Origin of the sequence: Flavobacterium sp., from assembly GCF_050696275.1 — a bacterium.
Taxonomy (GTDB): Bacteria; Bacteroidota; Bacteroidia; order Flavobacteriales; family Flavobacteriaceae; genus Flavobacterium.
In genome coordinates this window covers 36,770-57,632 of sequence record NZ_JBOGUT010000001.1, presented here as the reverse complement: position 1 = coordinate 57,632, position 20,863 = coordinate 36,770, and the positions used below count along the sequence as shown (strand labels likewise).

Genomic DNA, 20,863 nt, shown 5'->3' with positions numbered 1-20,863 from the left:
TTGTCAAAAATTCAAATCCCAATTTAAATTAACTTTTTAATTATATACAATCAATGAATACTGTTTTAAACCACAACCTCTTTTTAGTGAAAGAGAAATTAGGAATTTTCAAAGCCTCTAACAGTTATGATATTTTAAATCCGGAATCCGGAGAAATCATCATGAACAGTACGGAGACTGATCTTGGTTTTTTCACTAAGATGTTTCGTTTTACAAAATACAAAGCCATGACGCCTTTTAATGTTCAGGTAACTGCAACGGATGGAAAAAAAGTAGTCGGTTTAAAAAGAGGAGTTGCTATTTTCAGATCTGATGTAGAAGTTTTTGATGAAAAAGATCGTTTGATCGGCACGTTTAAACAAAAATTCTGGTCAATGGGCGGAAAATTTGAAATCTTTGACAAACAAGGAAAACAAGTTTGTACTTTACAGGGAAAATGGACAGGCTGGGATTTTAAGTTTATAAAAGAGAATCAGGAAATTGCACAGGTTTCGAAGAAATGGGCAGGAATAGGAAAAGAATTATTTACCACTGCTGACAATTATATCCTTGAAATCAAAGACACCGTATTGCCTGATGATAGCGTAAGACAATTGATTTTTGCCGCTGTTTTATGCATTGACATGGTCTTGAAAGAAAGATAATAGGTAAGCTGATAGTTAATCAATTATTCGTTTTTATTTTATATATATTCAACCCGGAACTATTTCCGGGTTTTTCATATCTATTACCTGATCGTAAATAAATTAAAAATAATTTACCTTCGTCCCAACCTTTTTATAAAAAACATCCTCTTTAGGTATAAAGACATTCATTGTGATAAACGAAACCCTTATAATCAACTGTAGAAAAATGCAACGTGATGCACAGCGTCAGGTGTATGAGTATATGGCGCCAAAGCTGTACCGCACATGCAAGCGTTATCTGAAAAAAGAGGAAGAAATAGAAGAAGTGCTGGCCGATGCGTTCTATACTATTTTTACAAAAATAGACACCTTAAAAAAACTTGGTGCTTTTGAAGCCTGGGCTCGTAAAATAACCGTCAATCATTGTCTTCATCAATTAAAAAGAAATGTAAACTTTAATATTTATTTAGAAGATACTAAGCTTCATTTGCAGCCTGAGAGTTTACCGGAAACACAATTAGAAGAAGAGGATCTGCTCAATTTACTCAATTTTATTCCGGAAGGATGCAAAACTATTTTTAACCTCTTTGTGATTGAAGGTTACGGACACAAAGAAATAGCCAATATGCTTAACATATCTGAAGGCACATCAAAATCACAATTGAATGCGGCTAAAACAAAATTGAAAGATTTAGTCAACAATCTTTATTATCAAAAAGCGAAGTAAAATGGAAAATCACGATACATTATTCAACCAGATAAAAACAGCCGCTGAAAATGCGGAAGCCAAAGACTTTCCGTCGATGGACAAAGTCTGGAACCGTGTGGAAGAAAAATTGGAAACAAAAGTGCTTACTAATAAATCCAATTCCTGGAAAAAATTAGCAGTTGCCGCTTCTATTATTGCTTTGATTTCTATAGGATACCAGTTCTTTAAGCCGGAAGAAAAAATAATGCTTCCACAAAATCAAGTAGTTATTCAGGAAAAAGAAAGTGAATCAACTCCAGAAGGAAATGCAATGGTAATGACGGATTCTATCGGAATAATCAATAAAAAAGAAAGAGAAAAAATACTTCAAAACCAAATTTCAGGAAACGGGACAACAGTTGTTTTACAACAGCCGATAAAATCGGAAGAGATAATCATACAAAACTATTTCTATTCTATTTCAGAAAAGGATAAGGAAGTTTCGAGACTGGATTGGTTCCAAAACGAAGAGAGTAATACTAATTCCGATGATAATTTAAAAGGCTATCTTTTTAATACTACAGGAGTGCATCACATCATTCAGTCTTCTAAATCTGCGGACAGCACACAAGCTGGCAGAAAAAATCCGCCACTGATTGTTATTGACGGAAAAGCAGTTACAAACAACGGAAAATCCAAAGAAACAATGCTGGCTGAAATGGATGGAGAGGAAATCGAAACCATTTATTTAACCGAACCATTGTACATTATAGATGGCATTCATTATTCGGAAGAAGAACTATTTGGTCCAAATCCGACCAGCCCTTACGCACCTTTGGACAAACAGGAAATCAAAACGGTTAAAATCCTTCAGGAGAAAAACGAAATCGCTCCATATGGTAAAAAAGGAGAAAAAGGTGTCGTAATTATTACAACTAAAGACGGGAAACCTTTAGTAAAAAAAGCAATTAAATAAATTTTGGTTAATATGTTTATTGAAAAACCCGGCTTGATACTGTATCCAGTCGGGTTTTATTTTAAAAATGTATAATAACTTTAGTCCCAATTCCGAGAGTACTTTCAAAATCTATTTCACATCTGTTCATATCTCCAAAACATTTCACCAATTGCAATCCCATTCCAATACCTTTTTCATTTTCCGTTCCATTAGTTGATACGTAATTATTAGCTTTTATACTCGTTATTTTCTCTTGTGGCATGCCTACTCCGGAATCTTCTATAATCAATTTATTATCCTTATGATAGAATTTTATTTTACCCTGTTGAGGAGTAAATTTAATGGCATTGGAAAACACATTTCTTATGATAACAGTCATTATTTCTACATCGCAATCTTTGGTCACAAAATTCTCTAAGTCAATATGGACTGAAATGTTCTTATGATGAAGCATACTTTTGTAGAAATCAACAATAGTAGTAACCAATGTTTGGTAATTTATTGCAACAGGAAAAACTTCTATAGTATTAAAATTCAGCTTTGTCCAGTTTAAAACGGTTTCAATCATTCCAAGCAGCAAATTAGATTCCTGATAGATTAATTTTACCATTTCTTTGAACTCTTCATCAGTAACATCATTGTCTTCAAACATACAGGATATGGCCGATAAATTAGCGATTGGATTTCTGAGGTCGTGTCCCAAAATAGACAGCATGCGCTCATTATTCAAATTAATCTTAGTTAGCTTCTCTTGCAGGATAACTTCATTGTTTATATCTACAAAAGCGAGAATGAAAAAATCACCAAAAAAGAAGGCCTTGATTTCATACCATTTTTCTTCTTTATCTTTTGGTTTTAGACGTGCCTTTATTTTAGCCTCTTTTTCATTTTTTGAAATAGCCTCGTGCAATTTTATGTTCCAAGCATTCCGTATTTCATTCCGGTAATCTTCATCCGGGTATAAAAGAAGGTACCAAGTGTCAACATCGGGGATATCCTGAGTAGTGTAGCCAAACTCTTGAATCAGATTCTCATTAAAAAATATACTTTTGAAAGACCTATCAAATGTTTCAATTTCTGTAATAATAAATGGATAAGGTAAAAAATTGGCAACTTTAACAAGATCTTCCCTCGATTTAAAAAAAGACTCCATAATTATCATTTATCAACTACTTAAAGTTAGCCATAAATCTCTTAACAAAAAATTGAGAAGGATTACATTCCGCCATAAACAGTTAAAAATCAGATATGTCGCTCAATTTAAACAACTATTCTTACAAAATCAAAAGAAAAAAAGGGATAAAACTTTCGTCTTACCCCTTTCTATTTTTCTTATCTGTAAAATTATTTTTCGATTTCTTTCAGACTTTCCATTTTCTTATAAGCCAAAAACCCTTTGATATCTTCAAAATGTTCTTTTACTCTCTTATGTCCAAATTCGAATACTTTTTCAGCCAGACCATCTAAGAAATCACGGTCGTGAGAAACCAGAATTAAAGTGCCGTCAAAATCTTTTAAAGCATCTTTAATAATGTCTTTGGTTTTCATATCCAAATGGTTTGTAGGCTCATCCAGAATTAAAACATTTACAGGTTCCAATAATAATTTAATCATTGCCAAACGTGTTTTTTCTCCACCGGAAAGTACTTTTACCTTCTTTTGAATATCATCACCTTTAAACATAAAAGCTCCTAATAAATCTTTTATTTTCGTACGCATATCGCCAACTGCAATATGATCAATTGTTTCAAAAATGGTAAGATCACCATCTAAAAGTGACGCTTGATTTTGTGCAAAATAACCAATTTGAGCATTATGGCCGACTTCTAGTTTTCCTTCAAAATCAATCTCTTTCATAATGGCTTTAATCATGGTCGATTTTCCTTCTCCATTTTTACCTACGAAAGCTACTTTCTGACCACGCTCAATAACCATATTAGCGTCTTTAAACACCACATGATCTCCGTATGATTTAGATAATTCCTCAACAACAACAGGATACTGTCCTGAACGCGGAGATGGCGGGAATTTTAATTTTAATGATGAAGTATCCACTTCATCCACTTCAATCGGAACAATTTTTTCCAACATTTTTACACGAGATTGAACTGATTCTGTTTTTGAAAAAGTCCCTCGAAAACGATCAATAAACGCCTGATTGTCTGCAATGAATTTCTGTTGCTCGTCATAGGCTTTTTGCTGGTGAACTCTTCTGTCTTTTCTTAATTCTAAATAATCCGAATAAACAGCTTTATAATCGTAAATTCTACCCATAGTAACTTCTATAGTTCTGTTGGTAATATTATCTACAAAAGTTTTATCGTGAGAAATCACCATTACTGCTTTGGCTGAATTGATTAAGAAATCCTCTAACCATTGAATACTTTCGATGTCCATGTGGTTTGTAGGCTCATCCAATAGAATCAGATCCGGTTTTTTCAACAGGATTTTAGCCAACTCAATACGCATTCTCCATCCTCCTGAAAACTCGGATGTGGAACGGGTAAAATCTTCTCTTTCGAAACCAAGTCCTTTCAGAACTTTTTCTACTTCGGCTTCATAATTTATTTCCTCTATCGAATAAAATTTCTCGCTTAATTCTGAAACACGCTCGATTAATTTCATATAATCGTCGCTTTCATAATCTGTACGGACAGTTAGCTGCTCGTTCAAATCATCTATTTCTGATTTCATGTCAAAAACTTCGGCAAATGCCTTTGAAGTTTCTTCCATAACCGTACAATCATCTTTAGTTAATAAATGCTGTGGCAAATAAGCAATTACAGCTTCTTTAGGCGCTGAAATATTTCCTCTTGACGGTTTGTTTTCACCTGCGACAATTTTTAAAAGTGTCGATTTTCCTGCTCCGTTCTTACCCATAAGGGCAATTTTATCGTTCTCATTGATGGCAAAAGTCACTTCGCTAAAAAGTGTAGTTCCGCCAAATTCTACGGCGATATCATTTACTGTAATCATACTCGTTTATTTGATTGTCACAATTTTTAAAGGCGCAAAGATAGGTTAATTTACTATTTACTTATACTATTTAGATTTAAAGGATTTTTGAAATTAATTTAACTATTTTCGCACCTTGAAAAAATAACTTACAAATGAAAAAACAATTATTAGTACTCTTTCTTCTCGCCTGCTCTTTCACACAAGCGCAGATTACCTTCGAAAAAGGATATTTTATTTCTAATGGCAGCCGGACAGAATGCTACATCAGGAATATAGATTGGAAAGACAATCCGAGTGAATTTGAATATAAAAATGCGCTTGAAGAAACCGTAACTAAAACCGTAAATATTAATACTGTTGAAGAATTCGGAATAGATGACAGCAGCAAATACAAACGATTTAAAATCAATATTGAAAAATCCGGCAACGATATAAACAATGTTTCGAAAAGCAGTACTCCTAAATGGAAACAGGAAACTTTATTCTTAAAAGTACTAATTGAAGGAGAAGCTACTTTATATTCTTATACTGAAGGAAATTTATATAAATATTTTTTCGAAACGAAAAGCATCCCTGCGGAACAGTTAGTGAGAATAAAATACATCAATACAGATTTGATTCCTGGCAAGGGGTATTCTGATGACAGCGTTAAGGAAAACAACCAGTTCAGGCAGCAATTGTTTAATGGCTTGAAATGTGATGCTATTTCAGAAAATGACATTAAAAATACCAGTTATACAAAATCTTCACTGCTGAGAATTTTCAAAAAATACAACTCCAGCACCGGTTCAAATACCGCAATCAGTTATGGGGAAAAAAGTGATAAAGATCTTTTGGCAGTAAAAATAACTGCGGGAGTTGATCAGACTTCGTTAAAACTAACAGATCCCAACAAATATTATAATGCAAGTAATGATATCACGGGAAAAACTACTTTTAAGATTGGTGCAGAATTAGAATACACACTGCCTTTTAATAAAAATACATGGAGTGTCTTTATCAATCCTGCATATCAGAAATACGAAGCCGAAAAAAATTATACGAGAGATAATGGCCTTGGAGTAATACTTTTACATAGCCTTAAAGTTGATTATTCATTTATAGAGCTTCCTATTGGGATCAGACACCATATATTTTTAAATAAAACCTCAAAAATATTCATAAACGGGGCATTTGTATTTAACGCTTTTGGAGGTTCTGCAACATTTAATTTTGATAATGGAAAAACAATATTCGAAGGTAACTCAAGAAATAACTTTGCTTTTGGCGCTGGTTATAGCTTCCAGAACAGGTATAGTATTGAATTTAGGGTTAATACCGGAAGAGAAATATTAGGTTATCAGCAATGGTCTTCAAAATACAATTCTGTAGGGGTTCTTTTAGGATATAGATTATTCTAATCTGAGAAAACGATTGTTTACAAAAAAGCCCGGTATAGTAATTATGCCGGGCTTTTTCTATTATTTAAAGACATGTATCTTAAATACTCAATCGAAACTCCTCAATTACAGGATTTGCTTTTGCAAAATCAGTTTCCTGAATAAAGACCTCAACCGCCTGATCTGCAGTTCCAAATCCGGCCAATCTCCCTGATTGTACATTGTTTTTTACCACGGTCTCTACATTTGCTTCATTCAATTTTGCCTGTAGCGCCTGTGCAAGGATTTCGTTTCCGGAAAACACTTTCATTAGTCCCATTTTCTATTTTTTTTAATTATTCTTCTTCGTAATCCTCAACGCCAAACAAAAATGGCTCAAGCATGATCTTATCCGCTAAAACTTCAACTCTTTCGGTTAAATTTTCAGAGAAAAAAATACGCTGTGTCTTTTCGATACTGTTCGATAAACGCAAAATAATGGCATCCATACGGAGTTTAAACAATTCGTCTGCATCATCAATAATAAACATCTTAACGGTATTCATATTAAATCCTGCAGAAGAAAACATCGCATTAATTTTATTAGGCGTACCAATTAACACATCTATTCCCAAAGAAATCTGGTTTTTATCATAATCGATATCTCCTTTGTCATGTGCCCCAAAAACACGCAAATCACAATAATTTCCATATTTCTTAAACATTTCGACCATTTCCAAAACAGCTTCCTTGTCTCTTACAACAATTAAAGCTCTGGTTGATTCTCCAATGGCTTTTTCTAATTTTTGAATAACCGTATAGGCAATCGTAGTCGATTTACCTTCCCCTTTAGGCATAATTACTACCGCATCAGCACCACTTTTAAGTGTTCCGAAACTATCGGATTGCACTTCATTGGCTTCGGTTAATCCGTTTTCAATAAGTGCTTTTTGAAGATTAGGGTTTATTTTTTTTAGATTCATTTTTTATATTTAAAACCGAACAATAAAGATTGGAAAACTCCATCTGACTCTTTAAATCCTATTTTTTAATTCGTATTATTTGCTTGCAAACAATTTTACATCGCTTTCCGAAATCTCGTTGTTACCCAATATAATTAAACGTTCAACTACATTCCTCAATTCACGTATATTTCCTGTCCAATCGTATTCCTGCAACAGTTTGATGGCTGGAGCCGAAAATTTCTTGATGGTATTTCCTTGTTCGGAAGCAATCTTTTCTGCAAAATGATTTACCAATATTGGAATATCATTCCGTCTGTCATTCAGTGCCGGCACTTTGATTAAAATGACCGCCAGCCTATGGTACAAATCCTCACGGAAACGGCCTTCTTCAATTTCTTTTTTCAAATCTTTATTGGTTGCAGCAACAACGCGAACATTGACTTTGATGTCTTTATCTGCTCCAACTCTTTGAATTAAATTTTCCTGTAAGGCACGAAGTACTTTGGCTTGCGCCGAAAGACTCATATCTCCTATTTCATCCAGAAAAATAGTTCCGCCATCGGCAGCTTCAAATTTTCCGGCGCGATCCTTCACAGCTGATGTAAACGCTCCTTTGATATGTCCGAACAATTCGCTTTCAATTAATTCTGATGGAATAGCAGCACAGTTTACTTCAATTAGAGGGGCATTGCAACGCTCACTTTTTTCATGTAATTGATGTGCCACTAACTCTTTCCCCGTTCCATTAGGTCCGGTGATTAAAACTCTGGCTTCGGTTGGAGCCACTTTTTCAATCATTTCTTTAATATGGTTGATGGGTTCGCTTTCCCCTATCATTTCGTAGTTTTTAAAAACTTTCTTTTTCAAAATCTTGTTTTCAACTACGAGTTTTTTTCTGTCTAAAGCATTTCGGACTGTATTCAGCAATCGATTTAAATCCGGTGGTTTCGAAATATAATCAAAAGCTCCTAAACGCATCGTATTTACTGCTGTTTCTAAGTCTCCATGGCCTGAAATCATCACCATTGGAATTTCAGGTTTTATTTTTTTGACAGCTTCTAATACTTCTTCACCATCCATTTTGGGCATTTTAATATCGCACAAAATAAGATCATAATCTTCCGCTTTGACCTTTTCGAGGCCTTTCACTCCATCTTCTGCTTCATCCACTTTATACGTATCGTTTTCTTCTGAAAGAATTTTTACCAAAACTCTTCGGATGGAAGCTTCATCCTCTATGATAAGTATTTTACTCATTTTATTTAATGTTCTAAGAAAAAAAGCAAAGTTACAAAGGTTTTCAAACTTTCCACCTCTGTAACTTCGCCTCTTTATTACTTTATTTAATATTTAAGCCATTTGTATAATTCTTTCCAGGTTGGCTTTTTTCCGTACATTAAAATTCCAATCCTGTATATTTTGGAAGCGAACCATACAACTCCTAAAAAAGTTCCAAATAACAACCCAATAGAAATTGCCAACTGCCACCATGGCACACCGAATGGAATCCGCATCAGCATTACGATGGGTGACGTAAACGGAATCATGGAAAAAACTGTCGCAACTGTACCGTGTGGGTCATTAACCACCGTAAAAATTCCAACATAAACTCCTAACATTAACGGCATGATGATAGGCAATAAAAATTGTTGCGAATCGGTTTCCGAATCAACAGCAGCACCAATAGCCGCATATAGTGAACTATATAAAAAATAACCTCCAATGAAATAAATCACAAAACAACTGATTAATGTTCCTAAAGGAAGATTGAAAATTTCTTTAATATAAGTTTGAATTGTGTTTCCTAATTCGCCTTGAGCAGCATGCATCACCGCCGGATCAACACTTGTCTGCGCTCCAGCCTGCATACCAAAAAATGATGTTGCAGTAAACAGCAATACTCCTCCAACAATGGCCCAAATGGTAAATTGCAAAATTCCTGCCAATGAATTTCCGATTATTTTACCCATCATGAGCTGGTATGGCTTTACGGAAGAAATTATGATTTCGATAATTCTGGACGTTTTTTCTTCAATTACACTACGCATTACAAAGTTTCCGTAAATAATGATGAACATCATAATCAAATAACCAAAAGCACCTCCAATGGCGATTTTTATTTCATTGATCCCTTTTATAGTGTTTTCTCCTGAAAATTTCAATAAATGGATGCTTGCTTTCGTTTTTGCTTTTTCGATTTTATCCGAATCAAAACCTAAGGCAGTTAAGTTATTTTTTGTTAACTGATTGTCGACTACATCTTCCATGTCCATGATAAATTCCATACTTGGGCTTTCATCTGAAATGTATTCTACTTTATTGATTAATTCTTTCGAATCAGCCACTTTTGGTATATAAATTAATCCTTCGTAGTTTTTACTTGCTGTTTCCTTTGCTAATTTCAAAGGCATTGCAGATAAATCCACATAGGTAATTTCTTTTGTATTCTTGAAATCTGCTTTTAAGCTCCCAACTTCGTCATGGATAGCTATTTTAGTGATTTCGCCTTTATTCATATTGGCCAGATAGGCAATAAAAAAGGACATTCCCACTATTAACAACGGACTTAAAAAAGTCATGACAATGAAAGATTTATTACGCACTTTGGCGATAAACTCTCTTTTTATAATTAATGATAACATACTCATTTCTTAGATTATTGAGGTTAGATTACTAATTTTCAGGCTTTCCGAAAGGCTTGAAAATCCAGTATTCCAGAAGCCTATTTACTACTTAACAGTTTGAATAAAAATATCGTTTACACTAGGAATATTTTCGGAAAAATGCGTTACCTGACCATTTTTGGAAAGGATATTCAGTAATTCATTTGATGTTGAAGTTCCTAAATCGATTTCGAGTTTTAAGTCATCGTTTAATGATTTGAAATCAGTTGGGCCAACAGTAAATTTCTGGGTTAAATCATACATTAATCCTTCGACATTATTAGTCAAGATACCCACTTGAAATTTGTGTGTACGGTGATCTCGCTTCACATCATCCAGCTTACCTTCAATTAATTTATTCGATTTATGAATTAAGGCAATATAATCGCACATTTCTTCCACGCTCTCCATTCTGTGTGTCGAAAAAATGATGGAAGTTCCTTTTTTATTCAATTCAATGATTTCGTCTTTAATCAAATTGGCATTAACAGGATCAAACCCTGAGAATGGCTCATCGAGAATTAACAGTTTTGGTTCGTGCAAAATAGTCACAATAAACTGGATTTTTTGTGCCATCCCCTTTGAAAGCTCTTGTATTTTCTTGTCCCACCAGCCTTCAATTTCAAATTTTTCGAACCAATATTTCAGTTGTTTTTTAGCATGTGCATGCGACATCCCTTTAAGCTGTGCCAGATATAATACCTGCTCTCCTACTTTCATGGTTTTATACAAACCTCGTTCTTCAGGCATATAGCCAATGTGCTGTACGTGATTTGGAGACAGTTTTTCACCATCAAGAATTATTTCGCCGCTATCCGGCATAGTAATTTGATTGATGATTCTTATTAAAGAGGTTTTTCCGGCTCCATTTGGACCTAAAAGCCCATAAATACTTCCCTTGGGAACTTGCAGTGAAATATTGTTTAATGCAGTGTAATCACCATATTGTTTGACTACATTTTTAACTTCAAGAATATTATTCATTGTGGAAATTAGATTTTTGTAAAAGTATGATTTTTATTAACGTCCAGGAATTATAACTACAAACAAAATCATAAAAAAGCTGCATGCATCAATTTTGTTTTTAGCCCTTGCAAAATGGAAAATAACAGTAATTCTTTATGGTTTATAGTTTGAAATGCTTCCGACGATTTGATATGGTATTCGCAACTGAAATTTTTCCACTTGTAGGCAGGTTTAATTTCTAATAATTCGCTTTTATCCTGATCCAGCAGAGAATGGGTATCTGACCAAAATCCCTTAGCTTTCAAAATATAATCCTTATTATTTTCCTGCTCTAAAGTAGAAAATGTAATATCTGAATTCCAGTCAAACCTAGATTTAAAAATTGATTTCTCGTTTTCTTTTACAATAAAATCACTTCTCCAGGCGCTTATATTTTCAATCCTGAAAACCGGTCCGTTTGTGATTTGAACTGTCGCCTTATTGCACGAAAAAACATTGTCATAAATAAATCTCCCTAATTCATTTTGATTCTGCTCTAAAACATAAATTTTAGAATTGACGGGTTTGATTATGTATTCCATTTTCAGATTTTTTTTATAATTAGATACCATCCGATATGAAACGTTACAAAAAACCCATCCTTTTTTCAAAGGATGGGAAAATAAATAGATAGCTGTCTATTCAAAAAAAAATTATGAAAACATATCTTTGACTTTTTCAAAGAAAGATTTTTCTGATTTCTCTGGTTTTGGAACGAAATTTTCATCTTCTAAATTACTTTCGAAGAATTTCTTTTGTTCCTTATTAAGGCTTTTCGGAGTCCAGACATTTACGTGAACTAACAAATCTCCGCTTCCATAACTGTTTAAACTTGGTATTCCTTTTCCTTTCAATCGAAGAATTTTACCCGACTGAATTCCTTCTTCCAATTTAATTCTGACTTTACCGTTTACAGCTTCAATATCTTTTGAAACCCCTAAAACAGCTTCTGCAAAACTTATATAAAGATCATAATGAAGGTTTTCACCTTCACGTTTCAGAAATTCATGTTCAACTTCTTCAATAGCAACAATTAAATCTCCCGGAATTCCGTTTCCTGGTGCATCATTTCCTTTTCCAGAAACTTTCAGTTGCATTCCGTCTACTACTCCAGCTGGAATTTTAATCGATACAGTTTCGTCTTCCAAAATCATCCCTTGTGCATCAGCATGGTTTGGTTTTTTATCGATAGACTGACCTGAACCGCCACAAGTTGGACAAGTGGTTGCTGTTTGCATACGACCTAAAATAGTATTGGTAACACGCATAACCTGACCTTGACCGTTACAAGTTGAACAAGTTTTATAAGAAACTCCAGGCGCTTGGATTTTACGTTTCACTTTAACTTTTTTCTCAACACCATTGGCAATTTCTTCCAAAGTCAATTTAACTTTGATACGCAGGTTGCTTCCTTTTACTCTTCGCTGACCTCCGCCACCGCTAAATCCGCCAAAACCGCCGCCACCAAATGCGCTTCCGAAGATATCACCAAACTGGCTGAAAATATCATCCATATTCATGTGACCTCCTCCAAAACCTCCGGCTCCGTCAAATGCCTGATGACCGTACTGATCGTATTTGGCTTTTTTCTGTGGATCGCTTAATACTTCATAAGCTTCGGCTGCCTCCTTAAATTTCTCTTCAGCAGCTTTATCTCCCGGATTTTTGTCAGGGTGAAACTCAATAGCTCTCTTTCGGTACGCCTTTTTAATCTCGGCTTCCGAAGCATTTTTAGCAATGCCTAATATTTCGTAAAAATCTTTTTTCATTTTTAAAGCCCCTCGATTTTACTCAGGGTGACAATTTTATGTTTAATTACCAATAACAACCTTAGGAAAACGAATAATCTTATCTCCTAATTTGTATCCTTTTTCGATTACATCAACCACTTTCCCTTTTAATTTATCACCAGCAGGGATTTGTGTAATAGCTTCAGCAAAATCGGCATCAAAAGCATCGCCAGACTTGATTTCAACAACTTCCAATCCTTTTGAAAACAAAGTATCTTTAAGTTTGTTGTGAATCAATTCAACTCCTTTAATCAAATTTTCATCTTCTGATTTTGAAATTTCTGCCAAAGCTCTGTCAAAATCATCCATAACTGGCAACATGGCTTGTAAAACTTCCTGATTGGCAGTCTTAAAAAGATCTAAGCGTTCTTTTGTAGTTCGCTTTTTATAATTTTCAAATTCAGCAAAAAGACGTAAAAATTTATCTTTTTCGTGAGCCAAATCTTTTGCCATTTGCTCATCAATACTTAATTCTTCTACAATTAGTTGCTCACCATTAGCATTTTCTTCTAATGTAATTTCATCCAATTCTTTATCTATTTCAGTATTCTCCGTAGTCATTTTTGATTTATTTTTAAATATATTTTGAAACATTACCTTGGGATTGCAAAAGTACTGCCAAATATGATACAAATGCCAAATTGTCATTAAATAAATTTAATATAATTTTAAGATGACATTGCCAAATTTTACGTAAATTTGGAATAGAAACTTCAGTTACTTATTATTTATTATATACGATTATTAATTCACAATACCTAAAAAGCGCTATTCCAGCGCTTTTTTTCATTTTACTAACAGTTGTTCCAGCGCATTGTGAATAGATTTGTATTGAAAAGAAAATCCAAGATTGGTAATTTTTTGAGAGCTTACATTCTGACTTTCATAAAGTAACGTATGCATTTCTCCTAAAACCAATTTTAAAGTTATTTTTGGAATACCGGGCAGAAAGAAAGGTTTGTCTAAGACATCCGCAATTACGGCAGATAATTCTTTGTTTGACACCGGATTAGGCGCAACAGCATTATAAGTACCGCTCAACTTATTTTGCAAAGCAAACAAAAACATACTGGCCAAATCATGAATATGTATCCACGACTGCATTTGATGCCCTGTACCGAAAGGAGAACCAATGCCTAGATTTATAGGTTTGACCATTTTTGGCAACGCACCTCCTTTTTCAGACAACACCAACCCAATACGTAATTTACAGACTTTAACATGCAGACGTTCAAATTGATTTACCGCATCTTCCCACTTCACAACCACATTTGAAAGAAATGAATCGTTGAAATTTGTAAAATCCTCAGTATAATAATTTTGAAGACTATCCGGGTAAATCCCAATAGCAGATGCCGAAATGATTTGTTTTACCTGATGCGGATTGTTTTTTAAAGTTGTAAAAAGCAGATTTGCAGATAAAATACGGCTTTCTACAATCTCCTGTTTATTTTGTGAAGTCCAGCGTTTTGCTATAGAAGAGCCCGCAAGATTGAATATGGCACTAACTCCCAACAAACAGCTCTCATCGATAATTCCAGACTCAGGATCCCAAAAAAAACCTTGAAAATTCGGCTGATACTGGATTTTATTTTTTGAAGTTGTCAAGTAATTAATCTTAATCCCATTTTGCAACAGAAGTTCGGTGAGCGCTGTACCCACTAATCCTGTTGCTCCTGTAATTAAAACTTTCATATCATTTGATTTTACTCAAATTTACGAAAGAAAAATCTTAAAAAAGTACTAATTGTATTGAGTTTAACTTTTAAGTAACGGGTTATTATTACTTAGCTCTTACACTCCATTCAAAATCCATTTCAGAAACCTGATCTCCTTTTTCATCGATTCCTATAGATTTCATCCAGAAAGTCTGACCTTCACCTGTAGCAACTGTTTTTTGAATAGCTTCCTCAATTAAATGTCCGTCTTTACAGGTAAATGTTATTCTACCTGTTGCTTTTTTAGAATAGTTACCTTTATTATTAGCAACGAGCATGGATATTTTCTTTCCGCTTTTCTTAATATGCATCATAACTAAGGCTCCTGTCGTGAGCTCTGCTGCCATAGCCTGAACAGCAAAATACATTGAGTTGAACGGATTCTGGTTTATCCAACGATGCTTTACTGTAACAACACATTCTTCATTGGAAATCTGTTTTACACGAACTCCATTCCAAAATGCAGATGGTAATTTGAAAAACAAAAAGGTATTTAATTTTGACGGTGAAAACTCCATAATGCTTGATTTTCTGCTAAGCTACAAAAAAATACTATGCGTGCCTACTATTTTTTCATGTTAAATAAATGTTAAAATACAGTACTTTGTTTTGCATAATACCTTTTTTTAGACTTATCTTTGTATAAGAAATTAATAGTTTATCAATAGTATTATTAAAAATCAAATCAATCATCAAAAATAAAATTATGACAACTACACAAGAAAAGAATACAGCAACACTGATTCACTTAAGTACACTTACTCAGTTTTTCTTTCCATTTGGAAATTACCTGTTCCCAATTTTAATATGGTCCTTAAAAAAAGACCAATCAGAATTTGTGGACTATAACGGAAAACAAACTTTGAATTTTCAATTAAGTATGCTTTTATACACAATCGTTTTAGCTTTTATCGCTATTCCTACATTATTGTATACTGTGTTGAAAAATGTAACCTTTGAGCAATTTGAAAATGGTGATTTTCCATTCGAGCAGTTTTCAACAGGAAATGTAACCGGAATATTGGTTATCGGTCTGACTGCCTTATTTGTTTTATGTGTCTTAAAAACGGTTGAATTTTTCTTAGTTATTTATGCCGCTGTGAAAAGCAATAACGGTGAAAAATACACGTATCCTTTAGCCATCAATTTTTTAAAATAAGTTTTAATCATCAATCACAATCATCAATCATCAATCAAAAAATGAACAGTTTAATCACAAAAAAAGAAATTCTATGAACATTGAGAACACAAAAGCTCAGATGAGAAAAGGAGTTTTAGAATTTTGCATCTTATCGGTATTAAAAGAAAGAGATGCTTACACTTCTGAAATTCTGGACACACTGAAAAACGCAAAGCTACTCGTAGTAGAAGGAACAGTATATCCTTTACTTACAAGACTTAAAAATGACGGTCTGCTCAATTATCGTTGGGAAGAATCAACATCAGGGCCACCTAGAAAATATTACGGATTAACTGATGAAGGACAAAATTTTTTAACCGAATTAAATAGCACCTGGAAAGAATTATCAGATGCGGTAAACATAATAACCATACAAAACAAATAGCCATGAACAAAACAGTAAATATGAATTTAGGAGGTTTTTTCTTTCACATTGATGAAGACGCCTATCAGAAATTAAATCGCTATTTTGATGCTATAAAGCGATCACTTTCAAATGAAGGTCGTGAGGAAATCATGAACGACATTGAAAGCAGAGTTTCAGAGCTTTTTTCTGAAAAATTAACTAATGACAAACAAGTTCTTGGTATTAAAGATATTGATGATGTAATTGCCGTTATGGGTCAGCCTGAAGATTATAAAATTGAAGACAATGAACCAAATCCGGAAAGTTACACTTACGCAGCAAACAGATCCAAAAAATTATATCGTGACAGAGATGGCGGTATCTTAGGGGGCGTAGCATCAGGTTTAGGTTATTATTTCGGAATTGATAAAGTTTGGATACGAATCCTATTGGTACTATTGGTTGTTGCCGGATTCGGAACAGGAATAATCGCTTATATTGTTTTATGGGCTGTAACTCCGGAGGCTGTAACAACCTCTGAAAAACTGGAAATGAGAGGAGAACCTATTAACATTTCAAATATCGAGAAAAAAGTAAAGGAAGAATTTGAGAATGTATCCGACAAATTCAAAAATGCAGATTACAGCAAATTTGGAAGCCAGGCAAAATACGGAGCCGAAAAAATTGGTAACACTTTAGGTGATATTTTCATAGCTATCTTTAATGTATTTGCGAAATTCATTGGCGCAATTATGGTATTGTTCGCTTCAATAGGTATCATTTCGTTATTGGTAAGTTTATTTACAGTGGGTTCAACATCGTTTATGAATGTGCCTTGGCTGGATTATTTCAATACTTTTAATTACACTAACACTTCAATGTGGTTCATTAGCTTATTGTTCTTTTTTGCCATAGGAGTTCCAGTATTTTTCCTTTTAATCTTAGGATTGAAAATATTGGTAACAAACATGAAATCGATTGGAAATGTAGCAAAATATACTTTATTGGCAGTTTGGATCATATCTGTTGCTGTACTTATCTTTTTAGGTGTTCGTCAGGCTACTGAAATTGCTTTTGAAAATAAAGTTGTTGAAAAACAAGTGATCAATCTAGCTGCAAATGATACGCTTTTTGTAAAATTCAGATACAATGATTATTACACAAAATCAATCCACAATCGTGAAGACTTCAAATTTGTTCAGGATTCAGCCAACAATAATTTGATTTACTCTAACAATGTGAGTATCGAATTGATGCCAACGGAAGAAAAACTGCCATTCATCCAAATCGAAAAAAGTGCTAATGGTAAAAGTTTTGGTGAAGCAAAACAAAGAGCTCAAAAAATAAGCTACGGATTCAAAATTGAAGGCAACCAATTGATTCTTGACAATTATTTATTAGCTGATGTGAAAAGCAAATACCGCGGACAAGAAGTAGCGATATACTTATACCTTCCAAAAGGAACTTTATTGAAACCGGACAGCACAGTATCTCGTTACGATGATACAGACGGGGATTACTTCATCTCACATGACAAAAACTATGCTTACAAAGTAGGAAATGAAAGAGTTGAATGTTTGAATTGTCCTGCAGATGAGGAGTATGACGGTGACGAAAATACAACTGTTATTATTGACGAAGACGGTGTAAAAATTGAAAATGATACCGTGATATCAGACACAAAAGACATCAAAGAATTAAAAATTAACAAAGACGGTATTATCATTAAGACCAAATAATTAAAGATGAAATCCAGACTAACAACAACCAAAAACCTTCTATGTGGAATAGCTGTTTTAATCAGCCTCACCGTTTCAGCCCAAACCGGTATTAAAATTGAGCATAAACCGGAGCAGCCGATAAAGGAAAAAACAGGAAACCAATACAGTTTGAATTTCGATTTTATTATTCAAAATAATTCGGCAGACACATTACGATTAACTCGTTTAGAAGTACGTCTTCTGGATAAAAACAACATCTTGTTACAACAGAAGTTCTTAGACAATAACGGTACGGCTCCAAGCATAAACACCATTCCTGAAAATCAATGGAATGGTGTTTCGAAAAGCTTGCTGTTCAATCCTTTTCCGGAAATAAATTCTGTGACTGACAAATTGGAATATACGTTTACTTTTAATGACAAAATTGAAATAAAAGAAACAATAATTCCAAAAGAATATATTCAAAATCAAGATTTTATCTTACCGCTTAAAAAGAAGTTTTTAGTTTATGACGGTCATGATTTCAATTCGCATCACCGTCGGTTTAACTATGAATTCCCTTTTATTAGTGAATTAGGTTTTTCAGGGAATTTTATGCGATATGCTTATGATTTTGTGGTATTGAATTCAGAAAACAAGCAATTTTCGAATAAAGGAGAAGATAACACAGAATGGTTTGGTTTTTCTAACGAAGTAGTAGCCGTATCCGATGGGGAAATTATAGCTATAGAAACCAATCAGAAAGACAACAAAACATTCGATGTTCCGTCTCTAAAAGACAATCCGTTAGCCTTGTATGGGAATTATGTAGTAATTAAACACGGAAATGAAGTGTACAGTATGTATGGCCATTTAAAAAACCAAAGCTCGACTCACTTTAAAATTGGGGATAAAATAAAAAAAGGACAGCTAATAGGTTTAATAGGCACATCAGGCAGTTCATTTTTTCCACACCTGCATTTCGAAATTCGAAATAGCATTAATCACAAAGCAGAAGGAATCCCTTCTTATTTCTCAAATTATTCCTTAATTTTAGGGTCAGTAAAGCAGGAAGTAAAAAAGGGAACAGTAAATACAGGAGATATTATTCAATCAAAATAAACAAACACAAAACCATGATTATGATAAAATTTATGACTCACTTAGTCAGACTAGTAGTAGCCGTGTGCATTGCTCTATTATTTAATTCATGTAGGTATGATATTAATTCAGGAGAGAAAATCACAGGAAGCGGAAAAGTAATTTCTGAAGAAAGAAAAGTAAAAGATTTCACCAGAGTCGAAGTAAGTGACGGTTTGGATTGCGAAGTAACGCAAGGCGATAAAACCGAAGTAATTGTTGAAGCTGACGATAACCTGCAAAACGGAATTATCACGACAGTTGAAAACGGGACTTTAAAAATCACATCAATTTATAACAATTACCACAACGTTGCTTCAAAAAAAATCAAAGTGCAATTGCCTAAAATTTTAGGACTTGAAACAGGAAGCGGATGTAATTTAATTACAAAAAACACCTTAAAAGGAGAAGATATAAGTCTGAAAGCCAGTAGTGGAAGTGAATTAGAAGCAGGTGTTGAAGCAGACAAAATCACTTTGGAATCATCCAGCGGAAGCACTCTGATTGTAGGCGGAAAAGCACTTACAGTATCTACGGCTTCATCCAGCGGAAGTACTATTGATGCCGGAAGATTATTGGCAAATGACATTACTTCTCAAAGTTCGAGCGGAAGCAACTCAATAGTAAACCCGATAGTTTCATTAAAAGCACATGCGTCAAGTGGCAGTTCAATTGAATATGAAAAAGCACCAAAAAAATTAGTTATTGAGAAAAATTCTGCTGGCGATGTAAGTCTGAAGTAAAAAAAACTTTTAAATAATAAAAATCATCTATCACAAGTAGATGATTTTTTTATATTTGTAAAACAAACACCCCAAAGATGAAAAAAATTATACTACTTTTTATTGTCATTTTATGTTCCCATTTTGCCATTGCTCAAAAAAAGGAAAAAGTGAAAGGTTCAAAAATCGTAACTGCTGAAAAACATGATGTTGGGTTATTTGACCAAATTGAAATTGAAGATAATTTAGAAGTCTTTTTAACAAAAGGGAATAAAAGCGCCATTGAAGTTGAAACCGATGACAATTTACATGCGGCAATCGATTATAAAGTTTATGGCTCAGTGCTTCGTTTAAATACAAACAAAGATGTTTCCGGATTCAAAAAACTGGAGGTTAGGATTACGTATACAGACAGTTTAAAATTAATTGTAGTAAAACACGAGTCCAAATTAAACTTAATTTCAGAGATGGTGCTGAATAATATCACCATCAAAACCTATGATTATTCGAAAACATATGCGAATGTAAATTCACCGAATTTCACTTTATTAGCAAACGATAAATCAAAAATAGAATTGAATTTAAAAGGTCAGGATTCTTTTGTGGAAATGAGCAAAAATGCAGAAATAAAAGCATTGATTTCTTCCAATAAATTAAAATTTGACATGTATCAGAAATCAGTTGCAGTAATTGAAGGAGATATCAATGAGATGAAACTCCGTTTGGACAATAACGCAAAATATACCGGCAAAAACCTTACTTCAAAAATACTTAATCTTACCACCGAAGGCTATACAGACTGCAGTGTGAACACGAACGGGAGTTTGTCGATTACAGCTTTAGGCAAATCCGAAATATACATTTATGGTGAACCGAAAATCGAATTGAAAAAATTTGGTGACGATGCCGTACTGTATAAAAAATCAAAATAATACAGCCGTTTTTCTTTTTGGATAAGTGACTTTACTTCTTACATAAGCTACTTTGCTTTTTGCATAAGCTACTTTGCTTCTGCCAATTCGGAACAGTAGTAACCAAATAAAAAA

General features: G+C 33.8%; 22 protein-coding genes. 10 read left to right on the top strand and 12 right to left on the bottom strand.

Annotation, left to right across the window (positions count from 1 at the left end; genetic code table 11):
* Positions 1–53: 53 nt before the first annotated feature.
* From ACRDEC_RS00305 to ACRDEC_RS00295, 3 genes are all read left to right on the top strand, one after another.
* Positions 54–644 (top strand): phospholipid scramblase-related protein, encoded by a 591-nt coding sequence (locus ACRDEC_RS00305; protein ID WP_431496334.1) that lies wholly within the window; start codon positions 54–56, stop codon positions 642–644.
* A 208-nt stretch (positions 645–852) separates the two neighbouring features.
* Complete coding sequence (locus ACRDEC_RS00300) at positions 853–1,353, top strand: RNA polymerase sigma factor (RefSeq protein WP_431496333.1); 501 nt, start codon at positions 853–855, stop codon at positions 1,351–1,353.
* Position 1,354: 1 nt separating this feature from the next.
* A complete protein-coding gene (locus tag ACRDEC_RS00295) occupies positions 1,355–2,290 on the top strand; it encodes a hypothetical protein (RefSeq protein WP_431496332.1) in 936 nt (311 codons plus the stop codon).
* A 61-nt stretch (positions 2,291–2,351) separates the two neighbouring features.
* On the opposite strand, the gene ACRDEC_RS00290 is transcribed toward ACRDEC_RS00295, so the two are convergent.
* Both ACRDEC_RS00290 and ACRDEC_RS00285 read right to left on the bottom strand, forming a co-directional pair.
* Complete coding sequence (locus ACRDEC_RS00290; RefSeq protein WP_431496331.1) at positions 2,352–3,425, bottom strand: PAS domain-containing sensor histidine kinase; 1,074 nt, start codon at positions 3,423–3,425, stop codon at positions 2,352–2,354.
* A gap of 191 nt (positions 3,426–3,616) precedes the next feature.
* On the bottom strand, positions 3,617–5,248 hold the full coding sequence (locus ACRDEC_RS00285; RefSeq protein ID WP_431496330.1) for an ABC-F family ATP-binding cassette domain-containing protein: 1,632 nt from the start codon (positions 5,246–5,248) through the stop codon (positions 3,617–3,619).
* Positions 5,249–5,382: 134 nt separating this feature from the next.
* Here ACRDEC_RS00285 and ACRDEC_RS00280 point away from each other — a divergent pair, with 134 nt between their 5' ends.
* Positions 5,383–6,630, top strand: a complete 1,248-nt coding sequence (locus ACRDEC_RS00280; protein WP_431496329.1) for a tRNA modification GTPase — start codon at positions 5,383–5,385, stop codon at positions 6,628–6,630.
* 79 nt (positions 6,631–6,709) lie between these two features.
* Here ACRDEC_RS00280 and ACRDEC_RS00275 read toward each other — a convergent pair whose 3' ends face one another.
* The 10 genes from ACRDEC_RS00275 to ACRDEC_RS00230 all read right to left on the bottom strand — a co-directional run bounded on the left by ACRDEC_RS00275 (position 6,710) and on the right by ACRDEC_RS00230 (position 15,247).
* On the bottom strand, positions 6,710–6,928 hold the full coding sequence (locus tag ACRDEC_RS00275) for a putative signal transducing protein (protein ID WP_431496328.1): 219 nt from the start codon (positions 6,926–6,928) through the stop codon (positions 6,710–6,712).
* Positions 6,929–6,944: 16 nt separating this feature from the next.
* Positions 6,945–7,571, bottom strand: a complete 627-nt coding sequence (locus tag ACRDEC_RS00270) for a DEAD/DEAH box helicase (RefSeq protein ID WP_431496327.1) — start codon at positions 7,569–7,571, stop codon at positions 6,945–6,947.
* 75 nt (positions 7,572–7,646) lie between these two features.
* Positions 7,647–8,810 (bottom strand): sigma-54-dependent transcriptional regulator, encoded by a 1,164-nt coding sequence (locus ACRDEC_RS00265; RefSeq protein ID WP_431496326.1) that lies wholly within the window; start codon positions 8,808–8,810, stop codon positions 7,647–7,649.
* An 86-nt stretch (positions 8,811–8,896) separates the two neighbouring features.
* Positions 8,897–10,201, bottom strand: coding sequence for an ABC transporter permease (locus ACRDEC_RS00260; RefSeq protein ID WP_431496325.1), 1,305 nt, complete (start codon positions 10,199–10,201; stop codon positions 8,897–8,899).
* Positions 10,202–10,282: 81 nt separating this feature from the next.
* Entirely contained in the window at positions 10,283–11,200 is a 918-nt protein-coding gene (locus ACRDEC_RS00255; protein ID WP_431496324.1) for an ABC transporter ATP-binding protein, read from the bottom strand.
* Between the two features lie 68 nt (positions 11,201–11,268).
* The gene (locus ACRDEC_RS00250; protein WP_431496323.1) at positions 11,269–11,763 is read right to left on the bottom strand and encodes a hypothetical protein; all 495 of its coding nucleotides are present in this window, start codon (positions 11,761–11,763) and stop codon (positions 11,269–11,271) included.
* Between the two features lie 111 nt (positions 11,764–11,874).
* Positions 11,875–12,990: a molecular chaperone DnaJ gene (gene dnaJ / locus ACRDEC_RS00245; protein ID WP_431496322.1), complete on the bottom strand. Its 1,116-nt coding sequence runs from the start codon at positions 12,988–12,990 to the stop codon at positions 11,875–11,877.
* Positions 12,991–13,032: 42 nt separating this feature from the next.
* Positions 13,033–13,605: a nucleotide exchange factor GrpE gene (locus ACRDEC_RS00240; protein ID WP_431496321.1), complete on the bottom strand. Its 573-nt coding sequence runs from the start codon at positions 13,603–13,605 to the stop codon at positions 13,033–13,035.
* Between the two features lie 192 nt (positions 13,606–13,797).
* Positions 13,798–14,706, bottom strand: a complete 909-nt coding sequence (locus ACRDEC_RS00235; RefSeq protein ID WP_431496320.1) for a TIGR01777 family oxidoreductase — start codon at positions 14,704–14,706, stop codon at positions 13,798–13,800.
* 88 nt (positions 14,707–14,794) lie between these two features.
* The gene (locus ACRDEC_RS00230) at positions 14,795–15,247 is read right to left on the bottom strand and encodes a DUF4442 domain-containing protein (RefSeq protein ID WP_431496319.1); all 453 of its coding nucleotides are present in this window, start codon (positions 15,245–15,247) and stop codon (positions 14,795–14,797) included.
* A 188-nt stretch (positions 15,248–15,435) separates the two neighbouring features.
* On the opposite strand from ACRDEC_RS00230, the gene ACRDEC_RS00225 reads away from it, so the two are divergent.
* The 6 genes from ACRDEC_RS00225 (at position 15,436) to ACRDEC_RS00200 (ending at position 20,749) form a co-directional block, all read left to right on the top strand.
* Positions 15,436–15,888, top strand: coding sequence for a DUF4870 domain-containing protein (locus ACRDEC_RS00225; RefSeq protein ID WP_431496318.1), 453 nt, complete (start codon positions 15,436–15,438; stop codon positions 15,886–15,888).
* 73 nt (positions 15,889–15,961) lie between these two features.
* Positions 15,962–16,294, top strand: a complete 333-nt coding sequence (locus ACRDEC_RS00220) for a PadR family transcriptional regulator (protein WP_431496317.1) — start codon at positions 15,962–15,964, stop codon at positions 16,292–16,294.
* 2 nt (positions 16,295–16,296) lie between these two features.
* Positions 16,297–17,994 carry a PspC domain-containing protein gene (locus ACRDEC_RS00215; protein WP_431496316.1) on the top strand — a complete coding sequence of 566 codons (1,698 nt, stop codon included), beginning with the start codon at positions 16,297–16,299 and terminating at the stop codon, positions 17,992–17,994.
* 6 nt (positions 17,995–18,000) lie between these two features.
* A complete protein-coding gene (locus ACRDEC_RS00210; RefSeq protein WP_431496315.1) occupies positions 18,001–19,077 on the top strand; it encodes a M23 family metallopeptidase in 1,077 nt (358 codons plus the stop codon).
* Between the two features lie 32 nt (positions 19,078–19,109).
* The gene (locus tag ACRDEC_RS00205; protein WP_431496314.1) at positions 19,110–19,838 is read left to right on the top strand and encodes a head GIN domain-containing protein; all 729 of its coding nucleotides are present in this window, start codon (positions 19,110–19,112) and stop codon (positions 19,836–19,838) included.
* A gap of 77 nt (positions 19,839–19,915) precedes the next feature.
* A complete protein-coding gene (locus tag ACRDEC_RS00200) occupies positions 19,916–20,749 on the top strand; it encodes a GIN domain-containing protein (protein WP_431496313.1) in 834 nt (277 codons plus the stop codon).
* Positions 20,750–20,863: the final 114 nt, after the last annotated feature.